An 18817-nucleotide genomic window follows, 5' to 3' on the forward strand; every position below is an offset into this window, starting at 1 on the left:
GTGGATCGACGGACCGGTGCCTCGCTCACACTGCTCGGCCTCACCGAGAGCTGGGCGGAGGCCACACTGACCGGCCTCGGCTGGTGGGGCGAGGAGGGACCGGTCGAGGGCGCCGAGCCGATCATGTGGGCGCTCGCCCGCAGCCCGGACCCGAACGCCGCGCTGCGCGGCGTCGAGCGGCTCATCGCGGCCGTGTCGGATCCGGCGGCACTCGACGGCGCCCTGCGCTCCGACCCGCGGCTGCGCGGCCGGCTCACCGCGCTCCTGGGCAGCTCCACCGCGCTCACCGACCACCTCGTCACCCATCCCGACCGCTGGCACCGGCTCGCCGGTGACGTCGGGCCGCCCGACGCGGAGGGCGCGGCCGCCACGCTGTTGGCCGCGGTGGGCGCCGACCCGGACGGGCCGCCGGCCGGTTCGCCCGGCGGGAGCGCGGCGACGCTGACCGGCGCCGACGCCGTCACCGCGCTGCGGGCCGCCTACCGCGACGAGATCATGGCGCTGGCGGCCGCCGATCTCGGCTCGGTCGGTGAGGCGGAGCTGCCCGTCATGGCGATCGAGGACGTCACCGCGCGGCTGTCCGACCTCGCGGCCGCGGCGCTGCGCGCGGCGCTCGCGGTGGCAGTCGCCGAGGTGGGGGACGTAGGTCGGCTCGCCGTCATCGCCATGGGCAAGTGCGGCGGGCACGAGCTCAACTACGTCAGCGACGTCGACGTGGTGTTCGTCGCCGAACCGGCCGACCAGGCCACCACGAAGCTCGCCAACCGGTTGATGCGCATCGCGGGGGAGGCCTGCTTCCAGGTCGACGCGAACCTCCGGCCGGAGGGCCGGCAGGGCGCGCTGGTCCGCACCCTCGACGGGCACGTCAGCTACTACCAGCGGTGGGCGAAGACCTGGGAGTTCCAGGCCTTGCTCAAGGCCCGTCCGGTGGCCGGGGACGCCGAGCTGGGCAAGGCCTACACCGAGGCCGTCGCGCCGATGGTGTGGAACGCGGCGAGCCGGGACGACTTCGTCGCCGAGGTGCAGGCGATGCGCCGCCGCGTCGAGGAGCACATCCGGCCCGATCTGGCCGACCGCGAGCTGAAGCTGGGGCCCGGCGGTCTGCGGGACGTCGAGTTCGCCGTGCAGCTGCTGCAGCTCGTGCACGGCCGCACCGACGACGCGCTGCGCTCGCCGACCACCCTCGACGCGCTCGCCGCGCTCGCCGACGGCGGTTACGTGGGCCGTGACGACGGCGCGAACCTGGCCGCGTCCTACCGGTTCCTGCGGCTGCTGGAGCACCGGCTGCAGCTGCAGCGGATGCGGCGCACCCACCAGCTCCCGCCCGCCACCGACACCGAGGCGCTGCGCTGGCTCGGTCGCGCCGCCCGGATGCGGCCCGACGGGCGCAACGACGTCGTCGGCGTGCTCACCGCGGAGTGGCAGCGCAACGCGCGCCGGGTGCGGCGGCTGCACCAGAAGCTGTTCTACCGGCCGCTGCTCACCGCGGTGGCGCGCCTCCCCGTCGACGTCGGACGGCTGTCGGAGGACGCGGCGAAGGCCCGGATGTCGGCGCTCGGCTGGGTGTCGCCGGAGGGTGCGCTCAACCACCTCCGCGCGCTCACCTCGGGACTCTCGCGGGCCGCGTCGATCCAGACGACGCTGCTGCCCGTCCTGCTCGACGAGCTGGCCCGCACGCCCGACCCGGACCGCGGCCTGCTGGCCTACCGGCGGGTCTCGGAGGCGCTCGCCCGCACCCCGTGGTACCTGCGGCTGCTGCGCGACGAGGGCCAGGTCGCGGCCCGGCTCATGCACCTGCTGGGCACGTCGGCGCTGGTGCCGGACCTGCTCGTGCGGGCGCCCGAGGTGCTGCGCATGCTCGCCGCACCCACCGCGGGCCAGACCGACGAGCTGACCCGTGACCCGGCGGAAGTGGCGGCCTCGCTGCGCACCTCGGTGGGCCGCCAGACCGACCCGTCCGTCGCCGCAGCCACCGCGCGCTCCTTACGCCGCCACGAGGTGCTGCGGGTCGCGTGCGCCGACCTACTGGGCGTGCTGCCCACCCGGGAGGTGTGCGCCGCGCTGTCGTCGGTGTGGGTGGCGGTGCTGCAGGCCACGCTGGACGCCGTCGAGCGCACCCTCGCCACGGAGAGGGGCGCACCGGCCGCCCGGATCGCCGTCATCGGCATGGGCCGGCTCGGTGGAGCCGAGCTGGGCTACGCCAGCGACGCCGACGTCCTGTTCGTGTGCGAACCCGTCGAAGGCGTGGGGGAGCAGGAGGCGGTGCGGTACGCCACCACCGTCGCCGAGAGCGTGCGGCGCAGCCTCGGCGCGCCCAGCCCGGACCCGGCCCTCGTCGTCGACGCCGACCTGCGACCGGAAGGCCGCAACGGGCCGCTCGTGCGCACCCTGGAGTCCTACCGCGCCTACTACGCCCGCTGGTCGGAGGTGTGGGAGGCGCAGGCCCTGCTGCGCGCCCGCCCGGTGGCGGGCGACGTCGGGCTGGGGCGGCGGTTCGTCGAGATGGTCGACCCGATCCGGTACCCGCCGGACAGTCTCGACGCCGCCGCCGTCGCCGAGATCCGCCGGATCAAGGCCAGGGTGGACGCGGAGCGGCTGCCCCGCGGGGCCGACCGCAGCCTGCACACGAAGCTCGGGCTCGGCGGGCTCGCCGACGTCGAGTGGACCGTCCAGCTGCTGCAGCTGCAGCACGCCGGCGACCTGCCGGAGCTGCGCACCACGTCCACCCTCGACGGCCTGCGCGAGGCGGTCGCCGCCGACCTGCTCACCGAGGAGGACGCGGCTGAGCTGGAGGCGGGCTGGACCATGGCCACCCGCGCCCGCAACGCCGTCATGCTGGCCAAGGGGAAGCCGGGCGACCAGCTGCCACGCTCGGGCCGCGAGCTCCTCGCCGTCGCGCACGCGATGGGCTACCCGGCCGACGGCGACCCCGGGGTGTTCCTCGACGACTACCGCCGCTGCACCCGGCGGGCCAGGGCCGTGGTCGAGCGGGTGTTCTACGGCTGGTAGGCACGGGCGTGCTCACCGGTTAGCGTGACAGTGTGCCCTCCCTGCAGACCGTCGTCGCGTTCGTGCTCACCGGAATGGTGCTGGTGGTGGTGCCCGGGCCCAGCGTGCTGTTCATCGTCGGCCGGGCGTTGACGTACGGGCGGCGGGCTGCGCTGGTGAGCGTCGCGGGCAACATGACCGGGGTGCTGCTGGTCGTCGGGGTCGTGGCGCTCGGCTTCGGTGCGGTCGCGGCACACTCGATCGAGGTGTTCACGGTGCTGAAGCTCGTCGGCGCCGCGTACCTGGTGTACCTGGGGGTGCAGACGTTCCGGCACCGCGGGGAGCTGGCTGCGGCCGTGGGCGCGCCGGCGGAACCGCTGACGGCGCGCATCTACCGGCAGGCCGTCGTGGTGGGCGTGACCAACCCCAAGGCGCTGGTGCTCTTCGCCGCGATCCTGCCGCAGTTCACCGATCCGGCCGCGGGTGCGCCCGGGGTGCAGATGGCGGTGCTGGGAACGCTGTTCACCGTGCTGGCCGCCGGGGTGGACGCGGTGTACGCGGTCGGTGCCGGGGCAGCTCGGTCGTGGTTGGCGACGTCGCCGAAACGGGTTCGCCGGCTCGGCGCCTCCGGGGGCGTTCTGATGGTCGCGCTGGGCACGGGGCTGGCGGTGGCGACGCGGGAATGACCGCTGAGTGAACGGTATTGCCTTCGCAGCCCCGTCCGGGCGATCATTGGGTGTCCACCGTCCGAACGTAGACGGCTACATTGTGTAGTCGCCGTGAACGGTGGGCGCGAGGAGCCGACGATGTCGAACGACGTTGACCAGGCAGGGGACTACTCCTACGACCTCGCTCAGGAGGCCCGCACGGCGTCCGTGCCCACCCAGCGTCGTACGTCGTCGGTCGAGGGCCTGCGTGGCATGCCCTTCGAGCGCGACGACGACGGCGACTACGGCTACGACCAGGCGCACGCGGGGTAGCCGGCCACCACACCCGGCCGTCCCGGCACGATGGGGCCGTGGGGCAGCAGGATCTCTCGAACGTCCGCGCGACCGTCGACACGGTCCTCCAGACGGTCATCGACCAGCGGGCGGCACTGTTCGCGCTGGTGCTCGCGCTGATCGCCGTCGGATGGTCGGTGGTGTGGCGCTGGACCCGCACGGTCGTCACCATCGCGCATGAGGGCGGGCACGCCCTCGTCGCGGTGCTGGCGGGCCGCGGCCTGACCGGCATCCGCCTCCACCCGGACACCTCGGGGCTGACCGTGTCGACGGGCGCGCGCCGCGGCCCGGGGCTCGTGCTGACGTTCCTGGGCGGTTACCCGGCGCCGTCGCTGATCGGGCTGGGCGGCATGGTGCTGGTCGCCCGGGACCTGCCGCACGTGCTGCTGTGGATCGTGGTGGGCGCCCTCGCCGTGACCCTGGTGTGGATCCGCAACGCGTTCGGGGCGCTCGCCGTGGTCGCGACCGGTGTGCTGGTCGGCGCCGTGGCGTGGTGGGGGTCCCCGCGCCTGCAGGACGGGTTCGCGGCGGCGCTGTGCTGGTTCCTGGTGCTGGGTGGGCTGCGCGCGGTCCGGGAGCTGCAGCGCGGCCGGCTGCGCGATCCGCGGCGGCGCGGCGGCGGCACGTCCGACGCCGACATGCTGGCCGCTCTCACGCGACTGCCCCGCGGAATGTGGATCGCCGTGTTCTGGTTGATCGGGCTGGCGGCCGTGATCGCCGCCGCCTGGGTGCAGTTCGGCTGAGTGAGGACGGGTTACGTGAGCGATTGGAATGCCGGCATCATCGCGGAGTTCCGGGCCAACGCGGGCAAGGTCGGGGGGATGTTCGAGGGTGCACCCATGATCATCCTGCACACGATCGGGGCGAAGTCGGGCCAGGAGCGCGAGATCCCGCTGGTCTACTTCCCGCAGGACGACGGTTCGATGGTCGTCGTCGCCTCGGCCGGCGGCGCACCCAAGCACCCCGCCTGGTACCACAACGCGAAGGCCAACCCGCAGTTCGACGTCGAGGTGGGCACCGAGCGGTTCCCGGTGGACGCGGTGGAGATCACCGGTGAGGAACGGGACCTGCTCTGGAAGCAGATCGTGGCCGAGCGGCCCGGCTTCGGGGACTACCAGCGCAAGACCGACCGGCTGATCCCGCTGCTGCGGCTCACCCGCGCCTGAATCGGCGCCACCACGCACGTGCCGGCGGCGCGGTCGCCGGTGACGGCCCGGTATCCGGCTGGTCGGCCGCCCGCTGAGCGCGCCAGCGCGTGAGCACCTCGTCCACCTTCACCGGGGCGACGGGCACGCGCGGCCCGCTCGGGAAGCGGATGTGGTCGGCGATGCGGCGGTTGAGCTGGCCCACCACATCCCGCACCTCGACCTCGCTGCGCAGTCTGCGCACCGTCTGCGGGAGTCGCTCGACCTCCCTGCGCAGCAGGATCGAGGTCGGCAGCAGTGCCTCGGCGGTGACGCCTTCACGTTCGAGCCAGCCGCGGACCCACCAGTCCTCGTCGTAGGGCCGGTCGAGACCCGGCAGCGGCTTGCCCTTGCCCGGCAGGTCGTCGAACGCGCCGCGTTCCTGGGCGAGGCGGATCTGGCGGTCGATCGCGGATTCGAACCCGTGCTCGGACGTCATGGCAGCCTCCTCGCCCACTGATTCTACGTGGCGTAGAGGATCAGCGCCGTGCGGCGATCCGGCGGCGCACGGTCCGTTCGAGGATGCCGAGGGTGGCCTTCAGCGCGCTCTCCGGGAGGATCGGGAAGATCGCGCGCTCCCGCCACACCGGGTCGATGTCGGACCAGTCGTAGAACGAGGTGACGACCGTCGCGTCGCTCCCGTCCGGCGTGAGCCGGTATCCGTACACGTGCCCGATGGGTGGCCGGACCGCGCCGAGGATCGTCCAGGAGATCTCGCGGTCCGGCTCGTAGGTGCGGATCGCGACGGTGACGTCGTAGCGGCCCAGCGGCACGTCGCCCAGCGACTCGCGGTCCATGTGGATCACGAAGGTGTCGCCGGCCGCGGAGACCGGTTCGCCGGTGAAGTCCTGCAGCATCCCGCTGGAGTCGATGTCCACATGGCCCTGCGGGTCGCGCAGCACCGCGAAGATCTCCGACGGGGACGCCGGGATGGTGCGGCTGACCTCGAACCGCTCGACCGTCTCGTCGCTCATGCCCCCACCCTGCACGGTCGGGGAATCAGGGTCCGGATGGGGGCTTACCCCACTGTGACGGCGGTCGCCGATCGCTAGCGTCCGACGCATGAGCACGTGGGGGAGCAGGACGGCCGTCGTCGGTGCGGCGGCGCTGGCGGTGTTGGTCGTCGCAGGATGCGGTCTGCAGCCTGCGGTGGTCGCGGGGACGGGAGCGATGACGACCGAGAACCGGACGATCGCGAACGTCACCGGCGTCGACCTGAACGCGTCCGGGCAGGTGGAGATCACCAACGGGCCCACGCTGGCGCTGACCATCGAAGCACCGTCCGACGTGCTGCCGGTCCTGACCAGCGAGGTGACCGACGGGGTGCTGCGGTTGTCGGTGCAGAACCGCACCGTCGTGCGCAACGGCGACAAGATCCACTACCGGTTGACGGTACCGGCACTCGACCGCATCTCCGTCTCCGGCGCGGGCAGGGTGCGCCATCCCGACCTGAAGGTCCCGTCGATCCGGGTGGACATCGACGGCTCCGGCGACGTCGTCCTGCGCGGCGCCGTCGACCGGCAGGTGGTCTCGATCAGCGGGTCCGGCAGCTACTCCGCTCCCGAGCTCGCCACGCGCACGGCGGAGGTCGAGGTCGACGGCAGCGGCGATGCCGACGTGCGGGTCACCGAGGCGCTGAAGGTCGACGTGTCCGGCAGCGGGACCGTCACCTACCACGGCACGCCCACGCTGAAGAAGGACGTCTCCGGCTCGGGGGACGTCACACAGGCGCCATGAGTCAGCCGTCCGGCTCCGGGACGACGACGGGCGCCGGCACCGGTCGCCCGAACAGCAGGGCCACGGCGTCGCTGACGGTGTGGACGCCGTCGGCGAGCGATCCGGCCGGGTCCACCTGGTAGCCGACGGCCACGACGTAGCGCTCGGCCGGGCCGGCGAACCCGACGGTGTCGGTGACCCAGTGCCGGCCGTACGCGTCGGCCTCGAAGGACCAGCCGTCCTTCACGCCGGGTCGCTGGTCTGCACCGGCGGCCCACACACCCCACTGCTGGTTGGTGGCGACCCCGCGCAGGGCCGCCACGAGCAGGGTGCGGTCGCGCGGGTCGGCTCCGGGGTAGTCACCGTCGAGGACGTGCCGGGCGAGCGTCGCGAGGTCGGCGGTGCTGGTCTTGAGGAAGCCCCAGTAGGTGGTGCGGGTGAAACCCGGCACGAACGCGAGGGTGCGCATGCCGTAGTCGGTGCGGAAGCGGTCGAGCATCGCGTCGCCGCCGTAGGCGCGCCACAGCCGGTCCGACGCCGCTTCGTCGGAGAAGTTCAGCATGGTGGCGATGTCGTGGCGGTCCGCGCTGCTCAGCGAGATCGTCCCGGAGCGGTCGCGGGCCAGCAGGTCGGCAGCGATCGCCAGCTTGATCGTCGACGCGGTCCAGCCGGGCCGGTCCGCGTCGCCGGCGGTCCAGGTGGCGCCGCTCTCGCGGTCGGTGACGACGACGGCGAGGTGGGCCTGCGCGCCGGGCACGTGGACGACGAGCTGGTGGACGGCGGCGAAGTGCGCCTGCTGCTCACAGGTCCACGGGCCCGGGCACGACGGGGCCGGCGGGGGAGGCAGGGCGGCCGGCGGGGCCTGCGGCACCGCGCACCCGGCCACCACGAGCGCCCCGGCCAGGCAGCGCGGGAGCCTCACCGGTCCCGCCACGCCGGCAGCATCCTGTGCGCGGCTGCGTCCGCGACAGCGAGGCTCACCGCATCGGGGGGCGGGGGCGCGTCCACACGGTGATCCTAGTGGCTCGGTAACTAGATAGCTTTACCGGCAGGCTGCTTCGCGGGATCATGGTGTGTGGCGTTGACTGTGTCGGTGGAGGTGCCGGGGCGGGATCGTGAGGTTCTGCAGTCGTGGTTGCGTGCTACCTCGATTCCGGCCGGGCTCGCGCAGCGAGCGCGGATCGTGCTGCTGGCCGCGGACGGGGTCGCGGTCAAGGACATCGTGGAGCGGGTCGGGGTATCGAAGCCGACGGTGATCGGGTGGAAGAAGCGCTACGCCGCAGAAGGCATCGCGGGTCTGGAGGATCGCCCGAAGCCGGGCCGGCCGGCGGTGATCGACGAGGTCGCGGTGGTGCTCGCGACGCTGGAACCGCCACCGGAGCGGCTCGCGGTGACGCACTGGTCGTCGCGGTTGCTCGGTGTCGAGCTGGGGATCTCGCACGTGTGGATCGGCAAGATCTGGCGCCGGTGGGGGCTGCAGCCCTGGAAGGCCGAGACGTTCAAGTTCTCCACCGACCCCGAACTCGAAGCCAAGGTCCGCGACGTCGTGGGTCTGTATCTGAACCCGCCCGACAAGGCCGTCGTGCTCTGCGTGGACGAGAAGTCCCAGGTCCAAGCCCTGGATCGGACCGCGCCGATCCTGCCGATCCGGCCCGGGATCCCGGAGAAACAGACCCACGACTACGTCCGCCACGGCACCACCACCTTGTTCGCCGCGCTGGAGGTTGCCACCGGCAGAGTTGAGCAGGTGTGCCTGCCACGGCACCGCCACCAGGAGTTCCTGCGCTTCCTCAAACAGGTCGCCAAGGCCTACCCGCGGCGGAAACTGCACCTGGTCGTCGACAACTACGCCACCCACAAACACCCTGCCGTGCGCGCGTGGCTGGCCCGCAACCCGCGGATCACCCTGCACTTCACCCCGACCTCGGGCTCGTGGCTGAACCTGGTCGAGGTCTTCTTCTCGATCATCACCCGCCAGGCCATCCGCCGCGGCAGCTACAGCAGCGTCAAGGACCTGATCGCCGCGATCGGCCGGTTCATCGACGGCTGGAACGAACGCTGCCACCCGTTCGTCTGGACCAAGACCGCCGACGACCTACTCGACCACTGCAGACCAGGTCAACGAACATCGTTTACGCGACACTAGGAACGAGGCCGGACCCGCCCCTGCAGTGTTCCGGCTGCAGACGGGGCCAGATGTTCGTGATCAAGGGCAAAAGGTCGTACTGAACCGATCCCGGAACGACCATCTGCCCTTGATCGACTCCCCCCGGCAGGACCGTTTCCGATACCTCACGCCGGCCACTACGCCTGGGTCGTGGACCTTGTCTCCAGCATCGCGTCGAGCCGGGCCGGGTCCACGACCGGCACGGTTCCCTCGAGCTCCATCCGCCGGTACGCCTCGATCTTCCCCTCGATCACCTCGAGCTCCTGCCGGGTGCGGGCCATCCGGTCCAGCACACTGTCCCGGTGCGCTTCGAGCAGCTCCCGGCGCCGTCCCGGCTCCAGGTCGCCGTCGACGGCGACGAAGCGGCGCAGGTCGGCCATCGACATCCCGCTGCTGCGCAGGCATCGCAGGATCCGCAGCCAGCCCACGTCGCCCTCGGTGAACGTGCGCGCCCCGCCCGTCGTGCGGGGCAGCGCGCCGAGGATGCCGAGCTTGTCGTAGTAGCGGATGGTGTCGATGGAGAGCTCGGACTGGCGGGCGGCCTCGGCGATGTTCACGCTCACGATGGTGCCTGGAGCCGGGCGTCGATGTCAGCCATGGTGGCGGCGTCGAGCGGGCCGAACGCCAGCGCGCCCGCCTGCTCCTTCGCCTGCGCCACCGTCCGCACGCCGGGGAGCGCCACCGCCCGTCCCGAACGCGCCCACACGTAGCCCAGCGCACCCTGGACGAGGGTGCGCCCGTCACTGGTGAGCAGCTCGCGCACCGCGTCGATCCGCTCCAGCCACTCGGGCATGCGGTCGGCGTCGAACCACGTCCACCAGGGCGTGTTGCGCCGCACGTCGCCGGCGGGCAGCTGCTCCGGTGAGGTGTAGCGGCCCGACAGCAGGCCCATCGCGAGCGGGGTCCTGGCCAGCACGGCCAGGTCATGGCGCTCGCAGGCCTCGAGCGCCGCCGCGTCGGCGCTGAACACGTTGAGCTCCTGCTGCACGGACACGCCGTGCTCGCCGGCGGCGACGGCCTCGATGTAGGCGGACTCGGTGGCACTCGTCCCGTAGGCGCGGATCTTGCCTTCCGTGACCAGCTCCTCGAACGTCGCCACCACCGACCGGGCGAGCTCCGGATCCGCGCCGCCGGGGTGGACCTGGTACACGTCGATGTGGTCGACCCCGAGCCGCCGCAGGCTGGCCTCGCACGCACGCCGGATGTACGCCGGCGACAGGTCCTCGCCCGCACCGGTGCGGGCCTCCTCGTCGAAGAGCAACCCGACCTTCGTGGCGATCAGCACGTCGTCGCGGAACGGCGCGACCGCCCGCCCCACCACGCGCTCGGAGTGCCCGCAGCCGTACACGTCGGCCGTGTCGATGAGCCGCACCCCGCCCTCGTAGGCGGCGCGCAGCGCGGCGATCGACTCGGTGTCGTCGACCGCGCCCCACCCGGCCGGTTTCCCGTCGAAGTCCCAGTCGCCGCCGAGCGCCCACGTCCCGACACCGAGCGCGGGAACCCGCTGGTCGCCGATCGCGACCGTCAGCTCCGTCTTGGTCATGGCCTCGAGCGTGCACCCTGGAGCGCGCTCCAGGTCAAGCTCGAGGGGCGGGCAGGAGAGAATCGGCCATGCGTCATCGCAGAGCGGTCGAGAGGTTGCGCATGCTGGCCGAGGCGTGCCAGGAACTGAGGCACCGGTCGCCCGAGGAGCCGTTGCTGCACGAGGCGTGGGTCTTCGGCGACGTGCTCGACGGCGCCGATCCGATCGAGTCGGTCCGGCTCGCGCTCGCCATCGACCTACCGCCGGACGATGTGCCGTGGTGCTCCAACCCGCCGGAGTCGGTGTGGCTGGTGGACACCCTCCGGCTGAACAAGGGTGGCTTCACGTACTGGTGGCGCTCCCGGCACGAGCCGGTGTGGAACCACCTCATCCGCGAGCCGGTCCGTTTCTGGTCGCTCGACGGGCCCGACGAGGCGGTGCTCGACGCCCTGCGCGAACGCCGCCTCACCGACCTGCCGAGGGCGTCAGGGACCCCGGATGAGCTACGGCGACGCACCGCGGTGGAACTCGACCGTTCGCTGGACCGGCTCCGCGAGATCCGGGAGCGGTACCGGGACCGCGACTGGCGCCAGGAGCATCGCCGCGCCGGCCGGCATCCCGAGGACCACCTGTGGGACGCCGTGGACGGCTACGTCGACCTCGTGGACCAGCTGCGCCGCCCGCACGCGCAGGAGTGAGAGGACGACGAAGGCCCGGCACCCACGGGCACCGGGCCTTCGCGTCACGCAGCGATCAGACGCAGCGGATCACACGTCGTAATACAGCGCGAACTCGTACGGGTGCGGGCGCAGCCGCAGCGGGTCGATCTCCGACTCGCGCTTGTAGCTGATCCAGGTCTCGATCAGGTCGGGGGTGAAGACGCCGCCCTCGAGCAGGTACTCGTGGTCGGCCTCGAGCTTGTCGATCACCGCGCCGAGGCTGGCGGGCACCTGGGCGATGTCCTTGGCCTCCTCGGGCGGCAGCTCGTAGAGGTCCTTGTCGATCGGGGCCGGCGGCTCGATCTTGTTCTTGATGCCGTCCAGGCCGGCCATCAGCATGGCGGAGAAGGCCAGGTACGGGTTGCCCGACGAGTCGGGGCAGCGGAACTCGATGCGCTTGGCCTTCGGGTTGCTGCCCGACAGCGGGATGCGGATGCACGCCGAGCGGTTGCGGGCCGAGTAGACCAGGTTGACCGGGGCCTCGAAGCCGGGGACCAGGCGGTGGTAGGAGTTCACCGTCGGGTTGGTGAACGCCAGCAGCGACGGCGCGTGGTGCAGCAGGCCGCCGATGTAGTAGCGCGCGGTGTCGGAGAGCCCGCCGTAGCCGGACTCGTCGTGGAAGAGCGGCTGCCCGTCCTTCCACAGCGACTGGTGCACGTGCATGCCGGAGCCGTTGTCGCCGAACAGCGGCTTGGGCATGAAGGTGGCGGTCTTGCCGTGCGCCCACGCCGTGTTCTTGACGATGTACTTGAACAGCATGATGTCGTCGGCGGCGTGCAGCAGCGTGTTGAACTTGTAGTTGATCTCCGCCTGGCCGGCGGTGCCGACCTCGTGGTGCTCGCGCTCCACGTCGAAGCCGCTGGCCGTCATGGTGCTGACGATGTCGGCGCGCAGGTCGGCGTAGTGGTCGACCGGCGGGACGGGGAAGTAGCCGCCCTTGTAGTTGACCTTGTAGCCGAGGTTGCCGCCCTCCTCCTCGCGCCCGGTGTTCCACCAGCCCTCTGCGGAGTCGATGTGGTGGAAGGTCTCGTGCTGGCTCGACCCGAAGCGGATGGAGTCGAAGATGTAGAACTCCGCCTCCGGCGCCATGTAGGCGGTGTCGGCGATGCCCGACGCGGCGAGGAACTGCTCGGCCTTGCGCGCGATGTTGCGCGGGTCGCGGCTGTACGGCTCGCTGGTGATCGGGTCGTGCACGAAGAAGTTGATGTTGAGGGTCTTGTGCTTGCGGAACGGGTCGAGCCGCGCCGTCGCCACGTCGGGCAGCAGCGCCATGTCGGACTCGTTGATCGCCTGGAACCCACGCACCGACGAGCCGTCGAACGCGGCCCCGTCCTCCAGGATCTGGCCCGCGGTGGACGCGGGGACGGTGAGGTGCTGCATGACGCCGGGAAGGTCGCAGAAGCGGATGTCGACGTACTCGACCTTCTCGTCAGAGATGTACTTGATGACCTCTTCCGAGTTGCTGAACACCCTGCACGGCTCCTTCGTTCGGCTCTTTTTCCAGCGGCAACTTAGGTCGACGTTGTTGCCCGTCCATCACTCACCTGTTTCACGGACGTTAACGGGAGTAGGTGACGTCGGTCTCGTGCTGCCGCCGCATACGCTAGCGGTATGGCCCGCGACAGCCAGTCCCCGAAGCGCGGAGCGCCGGCGGAGCGCTCATCGACACCGCGCGTGGAAGCGTCCGACGCACACCCGGGAGCGCAGTTCGGGCTGCCCGCCGGCGGCGTGTCCTCGGTGGCGTCGCTGGGCCGGCGCGCAGCCGCGTTGCTGATCGACTGGCTGCTCGGCTACGCCATCGCGCTGCTGGTCAGCGGGCCCGACCCGTTCCGCTCGGGCTCCCTGCAGTGGACGGTGCTCGCTGTCTGGTTCGTGCTCACCGCGCTGCCCGTCGCCCTCTTCGGCTCGAGCCCCGGCATGACCGCGCTGGGCATCCGCGTCGCGTCCCTCGACGACGCCGCGGTGATCGGGGTGCCGCGAGCGGTGCTGCGCACGCTGCTCGTCGCGCTCGTCCTGCCACCGCTCGTGCGCGACGGCGACGAGCGCGGGTGGCACGACCGCGCCACGCGGACGATCGTGGTGCGCACGCGCGCTTGACCCTCCCCGTACGGGAGGGTCGACCGTCGTTCCCATGACCACTTCGACGACCGCCCCCGAACTCCTCGACATCCCCGCTCGCGACCTGCTCACCGTCGACGGGACGGGCGGGCCGGAGACCGACGGGTTCGGCCGCGCCATCCGCGCCCTGTTCGCCGTGCGTGCCGCCCTCGGCGGGACGGGCGACGTCCCGCTGGAGGGCACCTACACCCAGGGCGACGACCTGCACGGCTTCGACCTCGACGCCCCCGACGGCTGGCACTGGCGGCTCGCGGTGCCCGCTCCCTCCGCGTCCGCCGCGGCCGTCGCGACGGCCGCCGAGCGCTTCGGCGCCCCCGTCCACCTGCGGCGCAGCCGGGCGCAGCGGGTGGCGCGGGTGCTGCACGTCGGTCCGTACTCGGCGGAGCGGCCCGCCCTCGCCGCGCTGTACGGGTTCGTCGCCGCGCAGGGTCTCGTCCCGACCGACGGGCACACCGAGGTGTACCTGAGCGACCCGGCGACCGTCCCCGCCGAGCAGCTGCGGACCTACCTGCAGGTGCCGGTGATGATGGTCCGGTGATGTCGATCGGGGCGTTCGCCCGGCTCTGCCGCCTCACCGTCAAGGCGGTCCGGCACTACGCCGCCGAGGGCCTGCTCGAACCGGCGCACGTCGACCCGTCGTCGGGCTACCGCTACTACACCGCGGAGCAGGTCCCGGCGGCGACGACGATCGCGCTGCTGCGCCGCCTGGAGGTGCCCATCCCGGTGGTGCGCGAGGTGCTGGCCGCGCCGGACGAGGCCGCGGTCGCCGCCGTGCTCGCCGGGCAGCGGGCGCAGTGGGCGGCCGAGCTGGCCCGGCGCGAGCAGGTCCTGCGCGCGCTGGACGGGCTGCTCGCCAACCCCGACCGCGTCCGCTACGACGTGACCATCGCGGCGCACCCGCAGCAGCGGTTGACGGGGGTGCGCGGCACGGTGCGGGCCGCCGATCTGGACGACGACATCGCGGCGCTCTGCCGGCGGGCGCTGGTCGCGGGGATCGGGCGGGAGCCGCTGATGGCGGTCTACCCGCTCGACCTCGCTGAGGAGATGGACGTGCTGGTCGGCGTCACCAGCGCGCTCGCCGGGCTGCCCGACGCCCAGGTGCTGCCGGCCGGCACCTGGGCGTCGACCTTGCACGTCGGGCCGTACGAGACGCTTTCCGCGGCCTACACGGCACTGCTGGAGCACGTGCGCGAACAGGGCCACGAGGCCGTCGGCCCGGTGACGGAGACGTACCTGACCGACCCGTCGACGTCCGGCCCGGACGAGCTGGTCACGCGCATAGCTGTACTGATGATCGGCTCACGCACACCCTGAGGCGCCCGCGCACATGGTCGACCGTGTGCGTCGGCACCCGACGGTGTGCGTGAGCGGAGTGGTCAGCGCCGCTTCACCGTGCGCTGCATGCTGCGCATCTTCGCGCCCTGCGGCATGGGGCCCTTCGGCAGCGCGGCAGCTCGCGAGCCGAGTGCTGCGAGCCGGGCTTCGAGGGACTCCATCTGCGCGGCGGAGATGTTGCGCGGCAGCTTCACGAGGTGGCGCTGCAGCTGCTTGAGCGGGATCTGCTCCTCGTCGTTGCCGACGATGACGTCGTAGATCGGCGTGCTGCCGACGACGCGGGCGGTGCGCTTCTTCTCCTGCGCCAGCAGCGACTTGACGCGGTGCGGAGCGCCCTCGGCCACGAGGATCACGCCGGGCCGGCCGATGACGCGGTGGACGGCGTCGAGGTGGGTGGTGCCGGCGACCCCGGGGGTGACGAGCCACTGACCGCGCAGGTTGTCGAGCACCCAGCCGGCGGCGCCGGGGGTGCCGTCGGCCTTGGCGTAGACGTTGCGCTGCACGCGCCGGCCGAAGATGCTGACAGCGATCAGCAGGCCGACCGCGATGCCGACGGGCAGCACGACCCATTCGAGCCCGAAGAACAGCCCGATGACGAACGCCAGCGCGGCCGCGCCGAGCACCGAGCCGATCATCAGCGGCAGGAGCAGCTTGTCTTCCTTGCGCTGCGTCTGGAACACCTGCCACATCTGGCGGCGCCGCGCGCGGCCCTCCTCGCGCTTCTGCTTCTTCGCCGCAGCCTTCGCTTCCTTCGCCGCAGCGTCGTTCTTCCCACCCGCCATGCGGCCAGGATACGGGCCTACCGGCTCAGCAGGGAGCGCGCCTCCTGCGCGGCCGCACCCTCGCTCGCCAGGTGTTCCAGCCCGGCGGGCAGGGTCTCGCCGCGGGCGGCGACGGTCTGGGCGTAGAGGCGCCCGGCGCGGTAGGACGAGCGGACCAGCGGGCCGGCCATGACCCCGGCGAAGCCCATCGCGGTGGCGGTGTCGGAGTGCTGCACGAACTCCTCGGGCTTGACCCACCGCTCGACGGGGTGGTGGCGCTTGGAGGGCCGCAGGTACTGGGTGATCGTGATGATCTCGCAGCCGGCGTCGTGGAGGTCCTGCAGTGCCGCGGTGACCTCGTCGGGGGTCTCGCCCATGCCCAGGATCAGGTTGGACTTGGTGACCAGCCCCGCGGTGCGGGCCTTGGTGATGACCTCCAGTGAGCGCTCGTAGCGGAACGCGGGGCGGATCCGCTTGAAGATCCGCGGCACCGTCTCCAGGTTGTGCGCGAGCACCTCCGGGCGCGAGCCGAAGACCTCGTCGAGCTGGGCGTCGATGGAGTTGAAGTCGGGGATCAGCAGCTCGACGCCGGTGCCGGGGTTGAGGGCGTGGATCTGGCGGACGGTCTCGGCGTAGAGCCACGCGCCGCCGTCGGGCTGGTCGTCGCGGGCCACGCCGGTGACGGTGGAGTAGCGCAGGCCCATCTGCTGCACCGACTCGGCGACGCGGCGGGGCTCGTCGCGGTCGAGCTGGGCGGGCTTGCCGGTGTCGATCTGGCAGAAGTCGCAGCGGCGGGTGCACTGCTCCCCACCGATGAGGAAGGTGGCCTCGCGGTCCTCCCAGCACTCGTAGATGTTGGGACAGCCCGCCTCTTCGCAGACGGTGTGCAGGCCGCCGGAGCGGACCAGCGACTTCAGCTCGGTGTACTGCGGCCCGGTCCGGGCCCTCGTCCTGATCCACTCCGGCTTGCGCTCGATCGGGGTCTCCGCGTTGCGCACTTCCAGCCGGAGCAGCTTCCGTCCTTCCGGGGCGATCGTCACGCCCTCAGGCTACGCCCCGACTACTGTTCGACCTCGTGGACTTGAGGATCTTCACCGAGCCCCAGCAGGGCGCCATCTACGCCGACCTCCTGCGTGTGGCGCAGGCCACCGAGCGGCTCGGGTTCGACGCCTTCTTCCGCTCCGACCACTTCCGGGCCATGGGCGTGCCCGGCCTGCCCGGTCCCACCGACTCGTGGACGACGCTGTCGGCGCTGGCCGTGCAGACCGAGCGGATCGCCCTCGGCACGCTCGTCACGTCGGCGACGTTCCGGCTGCCCGGCCCGCTCGCGATCGCCGTCGCGCAGGCCGACCAGATGTCGGGCGGGCGGATCGAGCTCGGGCTCGGGGCCGGCTGGTTCGAGTCCGAGCACACCGGCTACGGCATCCCGTTCCCGTCGACGGCGGAGCGGTTCGCCCGGCTCGCCGAGCAGCTGGAGATCATCACCGGGTTCTGGGCCACGCCGGAAGGGGAGAGCTACACGTTCCGCGGCGAGCACTACACGCTCGTCGACTCGCCCGCGCTGCCGAAACCGGCGCGGCCGATCCCGGTGATCGTCGGCGGCATGGGCGCGAAGCGCACACCCGCGCTCGCCGCGCGGTTCGCCTCCGAGTTCAACATCCCGTTCCAGCAGCTCGACGCCGCGACCGCCCAGTACGACCGGGTGGCGCAGGCGTGCACCGACGCCGGTCGCGACCCGGCCGGGATCGTGCGGTCGTTCGCGCACGTGCTCGCCGTCGGCGCCTCCGACGCCGAGGTGGAGCGCCGGCTGGCGGCCGCCGGCAAGACCCGCGAGGAGCTGGCCGGCGACCCGCTCGTCGGCACGCCTGCCCAGGTCGTGGACGCCGTCGGGCAGTGGCGGGAGAAGGCCGGCGCCACCCGCGTCTACCTCCAGGTGCTCGACCTGACCGACCTCGACCACCTCGAGCTCGTCGCCGCGGAAGTGGCCCCGCACCTGGCGTAGCCTCAGCCCCATGGCCAGCCGATCCTGCCGCCGCACCGCCGATCCCGTCCGCGTCGACCGCCTGGGGCGCGTCGACTACGAGGTGGCGTGGGAGGTGCAGCGCGAGAACGCGGCCGCCCGCCGCGACGGCACCGGGCCGGACGTGCTCATGCTCCTGGAGCACGAGCACGTCTACACCGCCGGCAAGCGCACCCAGCCCGAGGACCGGCCCACCGACGGATCGCCGGTCGTCGACGTCGACCGAGGCGGCCGCATCACGTGGCACGGGCCCGGCCAGATCGTCGCGTACCCGATCGTCGGGCTGGCCGAGCCGCTCGACGTCGTCGACTTCGTGCGGCGCCTCGAGGAGGCGATGATCGCCGTCGTGCACGGCTACGGGCTCACCGAGGCCGGCCGCATCGAGGGGCGCAGCGGGGTGTGGCTGCCCGCCGACGCCACCCGCTACGAGCGCAAGATCGGCGCCATCGGGGTGCGCGTGCAGGGCGGGGTCACGCTGCACGGTCTGGCGCTGAACTGCGACCCGGACATGTCGGCGTGGGACCGCATCGTGCCGTGCGGCATCTCCGACGCCGGCGTCACCTCGCTGACGGAGGAGCTGGGCCGCGACGTGCCCGTGTCCGACGTGATCGACGCGCTGGAGCTCGCGATCCTGGCCGCGCTCGACGGCACCCTGCCCGTCTCCGACCACCCGGTGGCGCGGCCGGCCGTGCCGGTCGGCCTCGACCTGCAGCTGGACCCCGCGATCCGTTAACGCCGCCCGCCGGGCTCCCAGTTGTGCACCTCGACCGCCGCGTACCGGTCGGTCGTGAGCACCGCGCCGGCCGCCGCGGCGTCTGCGGCGCGCAGCACCGCCGCCGTGCCCAGCCAGGTCGCGCCGTCGTCGGAGAGCAGGGGACCGTACGCGATCAGCCGGTCGGGGTCCGCCGGCTCGACGTCGACGGGCGGCCCTTCGCCGAGGCCGAGCACCAGGAACCCGGGGTCGCTGCCGCGCAGCGTCGGGGCCTCCCACATCGTGCGGCCCAGCGCGTTGCGCCACCGCCGCACGAGCACGTCCCGGTAGGCGCCGGCCTGGTAGCACGGCTCCTCGAAGGCGAACGCGCGGGCGGCAGCCGCGTCGGGCACGTCGACGGCGTGGATGCTGCCGGTCAACGTCTCGTCGTCGTCCTCGAACGTCGGGCCGCGGACGATCAGCTCACGCTCGAACCGGTCCATGTACGACCAGTGCGCCTCGATCATGTGCCCGCGCAGCGGGGTCGAGCCCGGCCGGTCGCGGTGGTAGCAGAGGAACTCCACGCGGCCCAGTC

Annotated in this window: 22 protein-coding genes; 13 read left to right on the forward strand and 9 right to left on the reverse strand. The window is 72.4% G+C overall.

What is annotated here, in order from left to right:
- The 5 genes from ACQEVB_RS38175 (at position 1) to ACQEVB_RS38195 (ending at position 5155) form a co-directional block, all read left to right on the forward strand.
- Positions 1-3009, forward strand: a complete 3009-nt coding sequence (locus tag ACQEVB_RS38175) for a bifunctional [glutamine synthetase] adenylyltransferase/[glutamine synthetase]-adenylyl-L-tyrosine phosphorylase (protein ID WP_432983881.1) — start codon at positions 1-3, stop codon at positions 3007-3009.
- A 32-nt stretch (positions 3010-3041) separates the two neighbouring features.
- Positions 3042-3674 carry a LysE family translocator gene (locus tag ACQEVB_RS38180; RefSeq protein WP_432983883.1) on the forward strand — a complete coding sequence of 211 codons (633 nt, stop codon included), beginning with the start codon at positions 3042-3044 and terminating at the stop codon, positions 3672-3674.
- 120 nt (positions 3675-3794) lie between these two features.
- Positions 3795-3968, forward strand: coding sequence for a hypothetical protein (locus ACQEVB_RS38185; protein WP_432983885.1), 174 nt, complete (start codon positions 3795-3797; stop codon positions 3966-3968).
- Positions 3969-4006: 38 nt separating this feature from the next.
- Positions 4007-4732, forward strand: a complete 726-nt coding sequence (locus tag ACQEVB_RS38190) for a M50 family metallopeptidase (RefSeq protein ID WP_432983888.1) — start codon at positions 4007-4009, stop codon at positions 4730-4732.
- Between the two features lie 15 nt (positions 4733-4747).
- Positions 4748-5155: a nitroreductase family deazaflavin-dependent oxidoreductase gene (locus ACQEVB_RS38195; RefSeq protein ID WP_432983891.1), complete on the forward strand. Its 408-nt coding sequence runs from the start codon at positions 4748-4750 to the stop codon at positions 5153-5155.
- Here ACQEVB_RS38195 and ACQEVB_RS38200 read toward each other — a convergent pair.
- Together ACQEVB_RS38200 and ACQEVB_RS38205 are read right to left on the reverse strand one after the other, a co-directional pair.
- Entirely contained in the window at positions 5142-5612 is a 471-nt protein-coding gene (locus ACQEVB_RS38200) for a DUF1992 domain-containing protein (protein WP_432983894.1), read from the reverse strand. The two genes, ACQEVB_RS38195 and ACQEVB_RS38200, sit on opposite strands and share 14 nt — an antisense overlap.
- Before the next feature lie 40 nt (positions 5613-5652).
- Positions 5653-6147, reverse strand: coding sequence for an SRPBCC family protein (locus tag ACQEVB_RS38205; RefSeq protein WP_432983897.1), 495 nt, complete (start codon positions 6145-6147; stop codon positions 5653-5655).
- A gap of 88 nt (positions 6148-6235) precedes the next feature.
- On the opposite strand from ACQEVB_RS38205, the gene ACQEVB_RS38210 reads away from it, so the two are divergent.
- Entirely contained in the window at positions 6236-6910 is a 675-nt protein-coding gene (locus ACQEVB_RS38210) for a head GIN domain-containing protein (protein ID WP_432983900.1), read from the forward strand.
- 1 nt (position 6911) lies between these two features.
- Here the strand turns inward: ACQEVB_RS38210 and ACQEVB_RS38215 are convergent, their stop codons facing one another.
- Positions 6912-7823 (reverse strand): tat pathway signal sequence, encoded by a 912-nt coding sequence (locus ACQEVB_RS38215; protein WP_432983903.1) that lies wholly within the window; start codon positions 7821-7823, stop codon positions 6912-6914.
- Positions 7824-7964: 141 nt separating this feature from the next.
- Between ACQEVB_RS38215 and ACQEVB_RS38220 the strand changes: the two genes are divergently transcribed.
- Complete coding sequence (locus ACQEVB_RS38220; protein ID WP_432966308.1) at positions 7965-9035, forward strand: IS630 family transposase; 1071 nt, start codon at positions 7965-7967, stop codon at positions 9033-9035.
- A gap of 158 nt (positions 9036-9193) precedes the next feature.
- Here ACQEVB_RS38220 and ACQEVB_RS38225 read toward each other — a convergent pair whose 3' ends face one another.
- Both ACQEVB_RS38225 and ACQEVB_RS38230 read right to left on the reverse strand, forming a co-directional pair.
- Positions 9194-9613, reverse strand: a complete 420-nt coding sequence (locus ACQEVB_RS38225) for a MerR family transcriptional regulator (RefSeq protein ID WP_432983906.1) — start codon at positions 9611-9613, stop codon at positions 9194-9196.
- 2 nt (positions 9614-9615) lie between these two features.
- Positions 9616-10599 (reverse strand): aldo/keto reductase, encoded by a 984-nt coding sequence (locus ACQEVB_RS38230; protein ID WP_432983909.1) that lies wholly within the window; start codon positions 10597-10599, stop codon positions 9616-9618.
- 68 nt (positions 10600-10667) lie between these two features.
- Here ACQEVB_RS38230 and ACQEVB_RS38235 point away from each other — a divergent pair, with 68 nt between their 5' ends.
- A complete protein-coding gene (locus ACQEVB_RS38235; protein WP_432983912.1) occupies positions 10668-11276 on the forward strand; it encodes a DUF7711 family protein in 609 nt (202 codons plus the stop codon).
- Positions 11277-11345: 69 nt separating this feature from the next.
- Here ACQEVB_RS38235 and glnA read toward each other — a convergent pair whose 3' ends face one another.
- Positions 11346-12767 carry a type I glutamate--ammonia ligase gene (gene glnA / locus ACQEVB_RS38240; protein WP_432983915.1) on the reverse strand — a complete coding sequence of 474 codons (1422 nt, stop codon included), beginning with the start codon at positions 12765-12767 and terminating at the stop codon, positions 11346-11348.
- 141 nt (positions 12768-12908) lie between these two features.
- On the opposite strand from glnA, the gene ACQEVB_RS38245 reads away from it, so the two are divergent.
- Genes ACQEVB_RS38245 through ACQEVB_RS38255 form a run of 3 tightly spaced genes read left to right on the forward strand, consistent with a single transcriptional unit; the run spans position 12909 to position 14729 of the window.
- Positions 12909-13394 carry an RDD family protein gene (locus tag ACQEVB_RS38245; protein WP_432983918.1) on the forward strand — a complete coding sequence of 162 codons (486 nt, stop codon included), beginning with the start codon at positions 12909-12911 and terminating at the stop codon, positions 13392-13394.
- Positions 13395-13428: 34 nt separating this feature from the next.
- Positions 13429-13953 carry a GyrI-like domain-containing protein gene (locus ACQEVB_RS38250; protein ID WP_432983921.1) on the forward strand — a complete coding sequence of 175 codons (525 nt, stop codon included), beginning with the start codon at positions 13429-13431 and terminating at the stop codon, positions 13951-13953.
- On the forward strand, positions 13953-14729 hold the full coding sequence (locus tag ACQEVB_RS38255; RefSeq protein ID WP_432983924.1) for a MerR family transcriptional regulator: 777 nt from the start codon (positions 13953-13955) through the stop codon (positions 14727-14729). The genes ACQEVB_RS38250 and ACQEVB_RS38255 overlap by 1 nt, the downstream gene beginning before the upstream one ends.
- 62 nt (positions 14730-14791) lie before the next feature.
- On the opposite strand, the gene ACQEVB_RS38260 is transcribed toward ACQEVB_RS38255, so the two are convergent.
- Together ACQEVB_RS38260 and lipA are read right to left on the reverse strand one after the other, a co-directional pair.
- On the reverse strand, positions 14792-15532 hold the full coding sequence (locus tag ACQEVB_RS38260) for a DUF4191 domain-containing protein (protein WP_432983927.1): 741 nt from the start codon (positions 15530-15532) through the stop codon (positions 14792-14794).
- Positions 15533-15549: 17 nt separating this feature from the next.
- Positions 15550-16551 carry a lipoyl synthase gene (gene lipA, locus ACQEVB_RS38265; protein ID WP_432983930.1) on the reverse strand — a complete coding sequence of 334 codons (1002 nt, stop codon included), beginning with the start codon at positions 16549-16551 and terminating at the stop codon, positions 15550-15552.
- 35 nt (positions 16552-16586) lie between these two features.
- On the opposite strand from lipA, the gene ACQEVB_RS38270 reads away from it, so the two are divergent.
- Entirely contained in the window at positions 16587-17513 is a 927-nt protein-coding gene (locus ACQEVB_RS38270; protein WP_432983933.1) for an LLM class F420-dependent oxidoreductase, read from the forward strand.
- Positions 17514-17523: 10 nt separating this feature from the next.
- Positions 17524-18264, forward strand: a complete 741-nt coding sequence (gene lipB / locus ACQEVB_RS38275) for a lipoyl(octanoyl) transferase LipB (protein WP_432983936.1) — start codon at positions 17524-17526, stop codon at positions 18262-18264.
- Here lipB and ACQEVB_RS38280 read toward each other — a convergent pair.
- Entirely contained in the window at positions 18261-18806 is a 546-nt protein-coding gene (locus tag ACQEVB_RS38280; protein ID WP_432983939.1) for a YciI family protein, read from the reverse strand. The two genes, lipB and ACQEVB_RS38280, sit on opposite strands and share 4 nt — an antisense overlap.
- Positions 18807-18817: the final 11 nt, after the last annotated feature.

The sequence above is a fragment of the Pseudonocardia sp. CA-107938 genome, from assembly GCF_050936315.1.
Lineage (GTDB): Bacteria > Actinomycetota > Actinomycetes > Mycobacteriales > Pseudonocardiaceae > Pseudonocardia.

What these genes read in the sequence shown, in the direction of transcription:
- ACQEVB_RS38235 (WP_432983912.1), top strand. Translation starts at nt 10,668, where the DNA reads ATGCGTCATCGCAGAGCGGTCGAGAGGTTGCGCATGCTGGCCGAGGCG.
- ACQEVB_RS38260 (WP_432983927.1), bottom strand. Translation starts at nt 15,532, where the DNA reads ATGGCGGGTGGGAAGAACGACGCTGCGGCGAAGGAAGCGAAGGCTGCG.
- ACQEVB_RS38250 (WP_432983921.1), top strand. Translation starts at nt 13,429, where the DNA reads ATGACCACTTCGACGACCGCCCCCGAACTCCTCGACATCCCCGCTCGC.
- lipB (WP_432983936.1), top strand. Translation starts at nt 17,524, where the DNA reads ATGGCCAGCCGATCCTGCCGCCGCACCGCCGATCCCGTCCGCGTCGAC.
- ACQEVB_RS38245 (WP_432983918.1), top strand. Translation starts at nt 12,909, where the DNA reads ATGGCCCGCGACAGCCAGTCCCCGAAGCGCGGAGCGCCGGCGGAGCGC.
- ACQEVB_RS38185 (WP_432983885.1), top strand. Translation starts at nt 3,795, where the DNA reads ATGTCGAACGACGTTGACCAGGCAGGGGACTACTCCTACGACCTCGCT.
- ACQEVB_RS38205 (WP_432983897.1), bottom strand. Translation starts at nt 6,147, where the DNA reads ATGAGCGACGAGACGGTCGAGCGGTTCGAGGTCAGCCGCACCATCCCG.
- ACQEVB_RS38255 (WP_432983924.1), top strand. Translation starts at nt 13,953, where the DNA reads ATGTCGATCGGGGCGTTCGCCCGGCTCTGCCGCCTCACCGTCAAGGCG.
- ACQEVB_RS38230 (WP_432983909.1), bottom strand. Translation starts at nt 10,599, where the DNA reads ATGACCAAGACGGAGCTGACGGTCGCGATCGGCGACCAGCGGGTTCCC.
- ACQEVB_RS38210 (WP_432983900.1), top strand. Translation starts at nt 6,236, where the DNA reads ATGAGCACGTGGGGGAGCAGGACGGCCGTCGTCGGTGCGGCGGCGCTG.
- ACQEVB_RS38200 (WP_432983894.1), bottom strand. Translation starts at nt 5,612, where the DNA reads ATGACGTCCGAGCACGGGTTCGAATCCGCGATCGACCGCCAGATCCGC.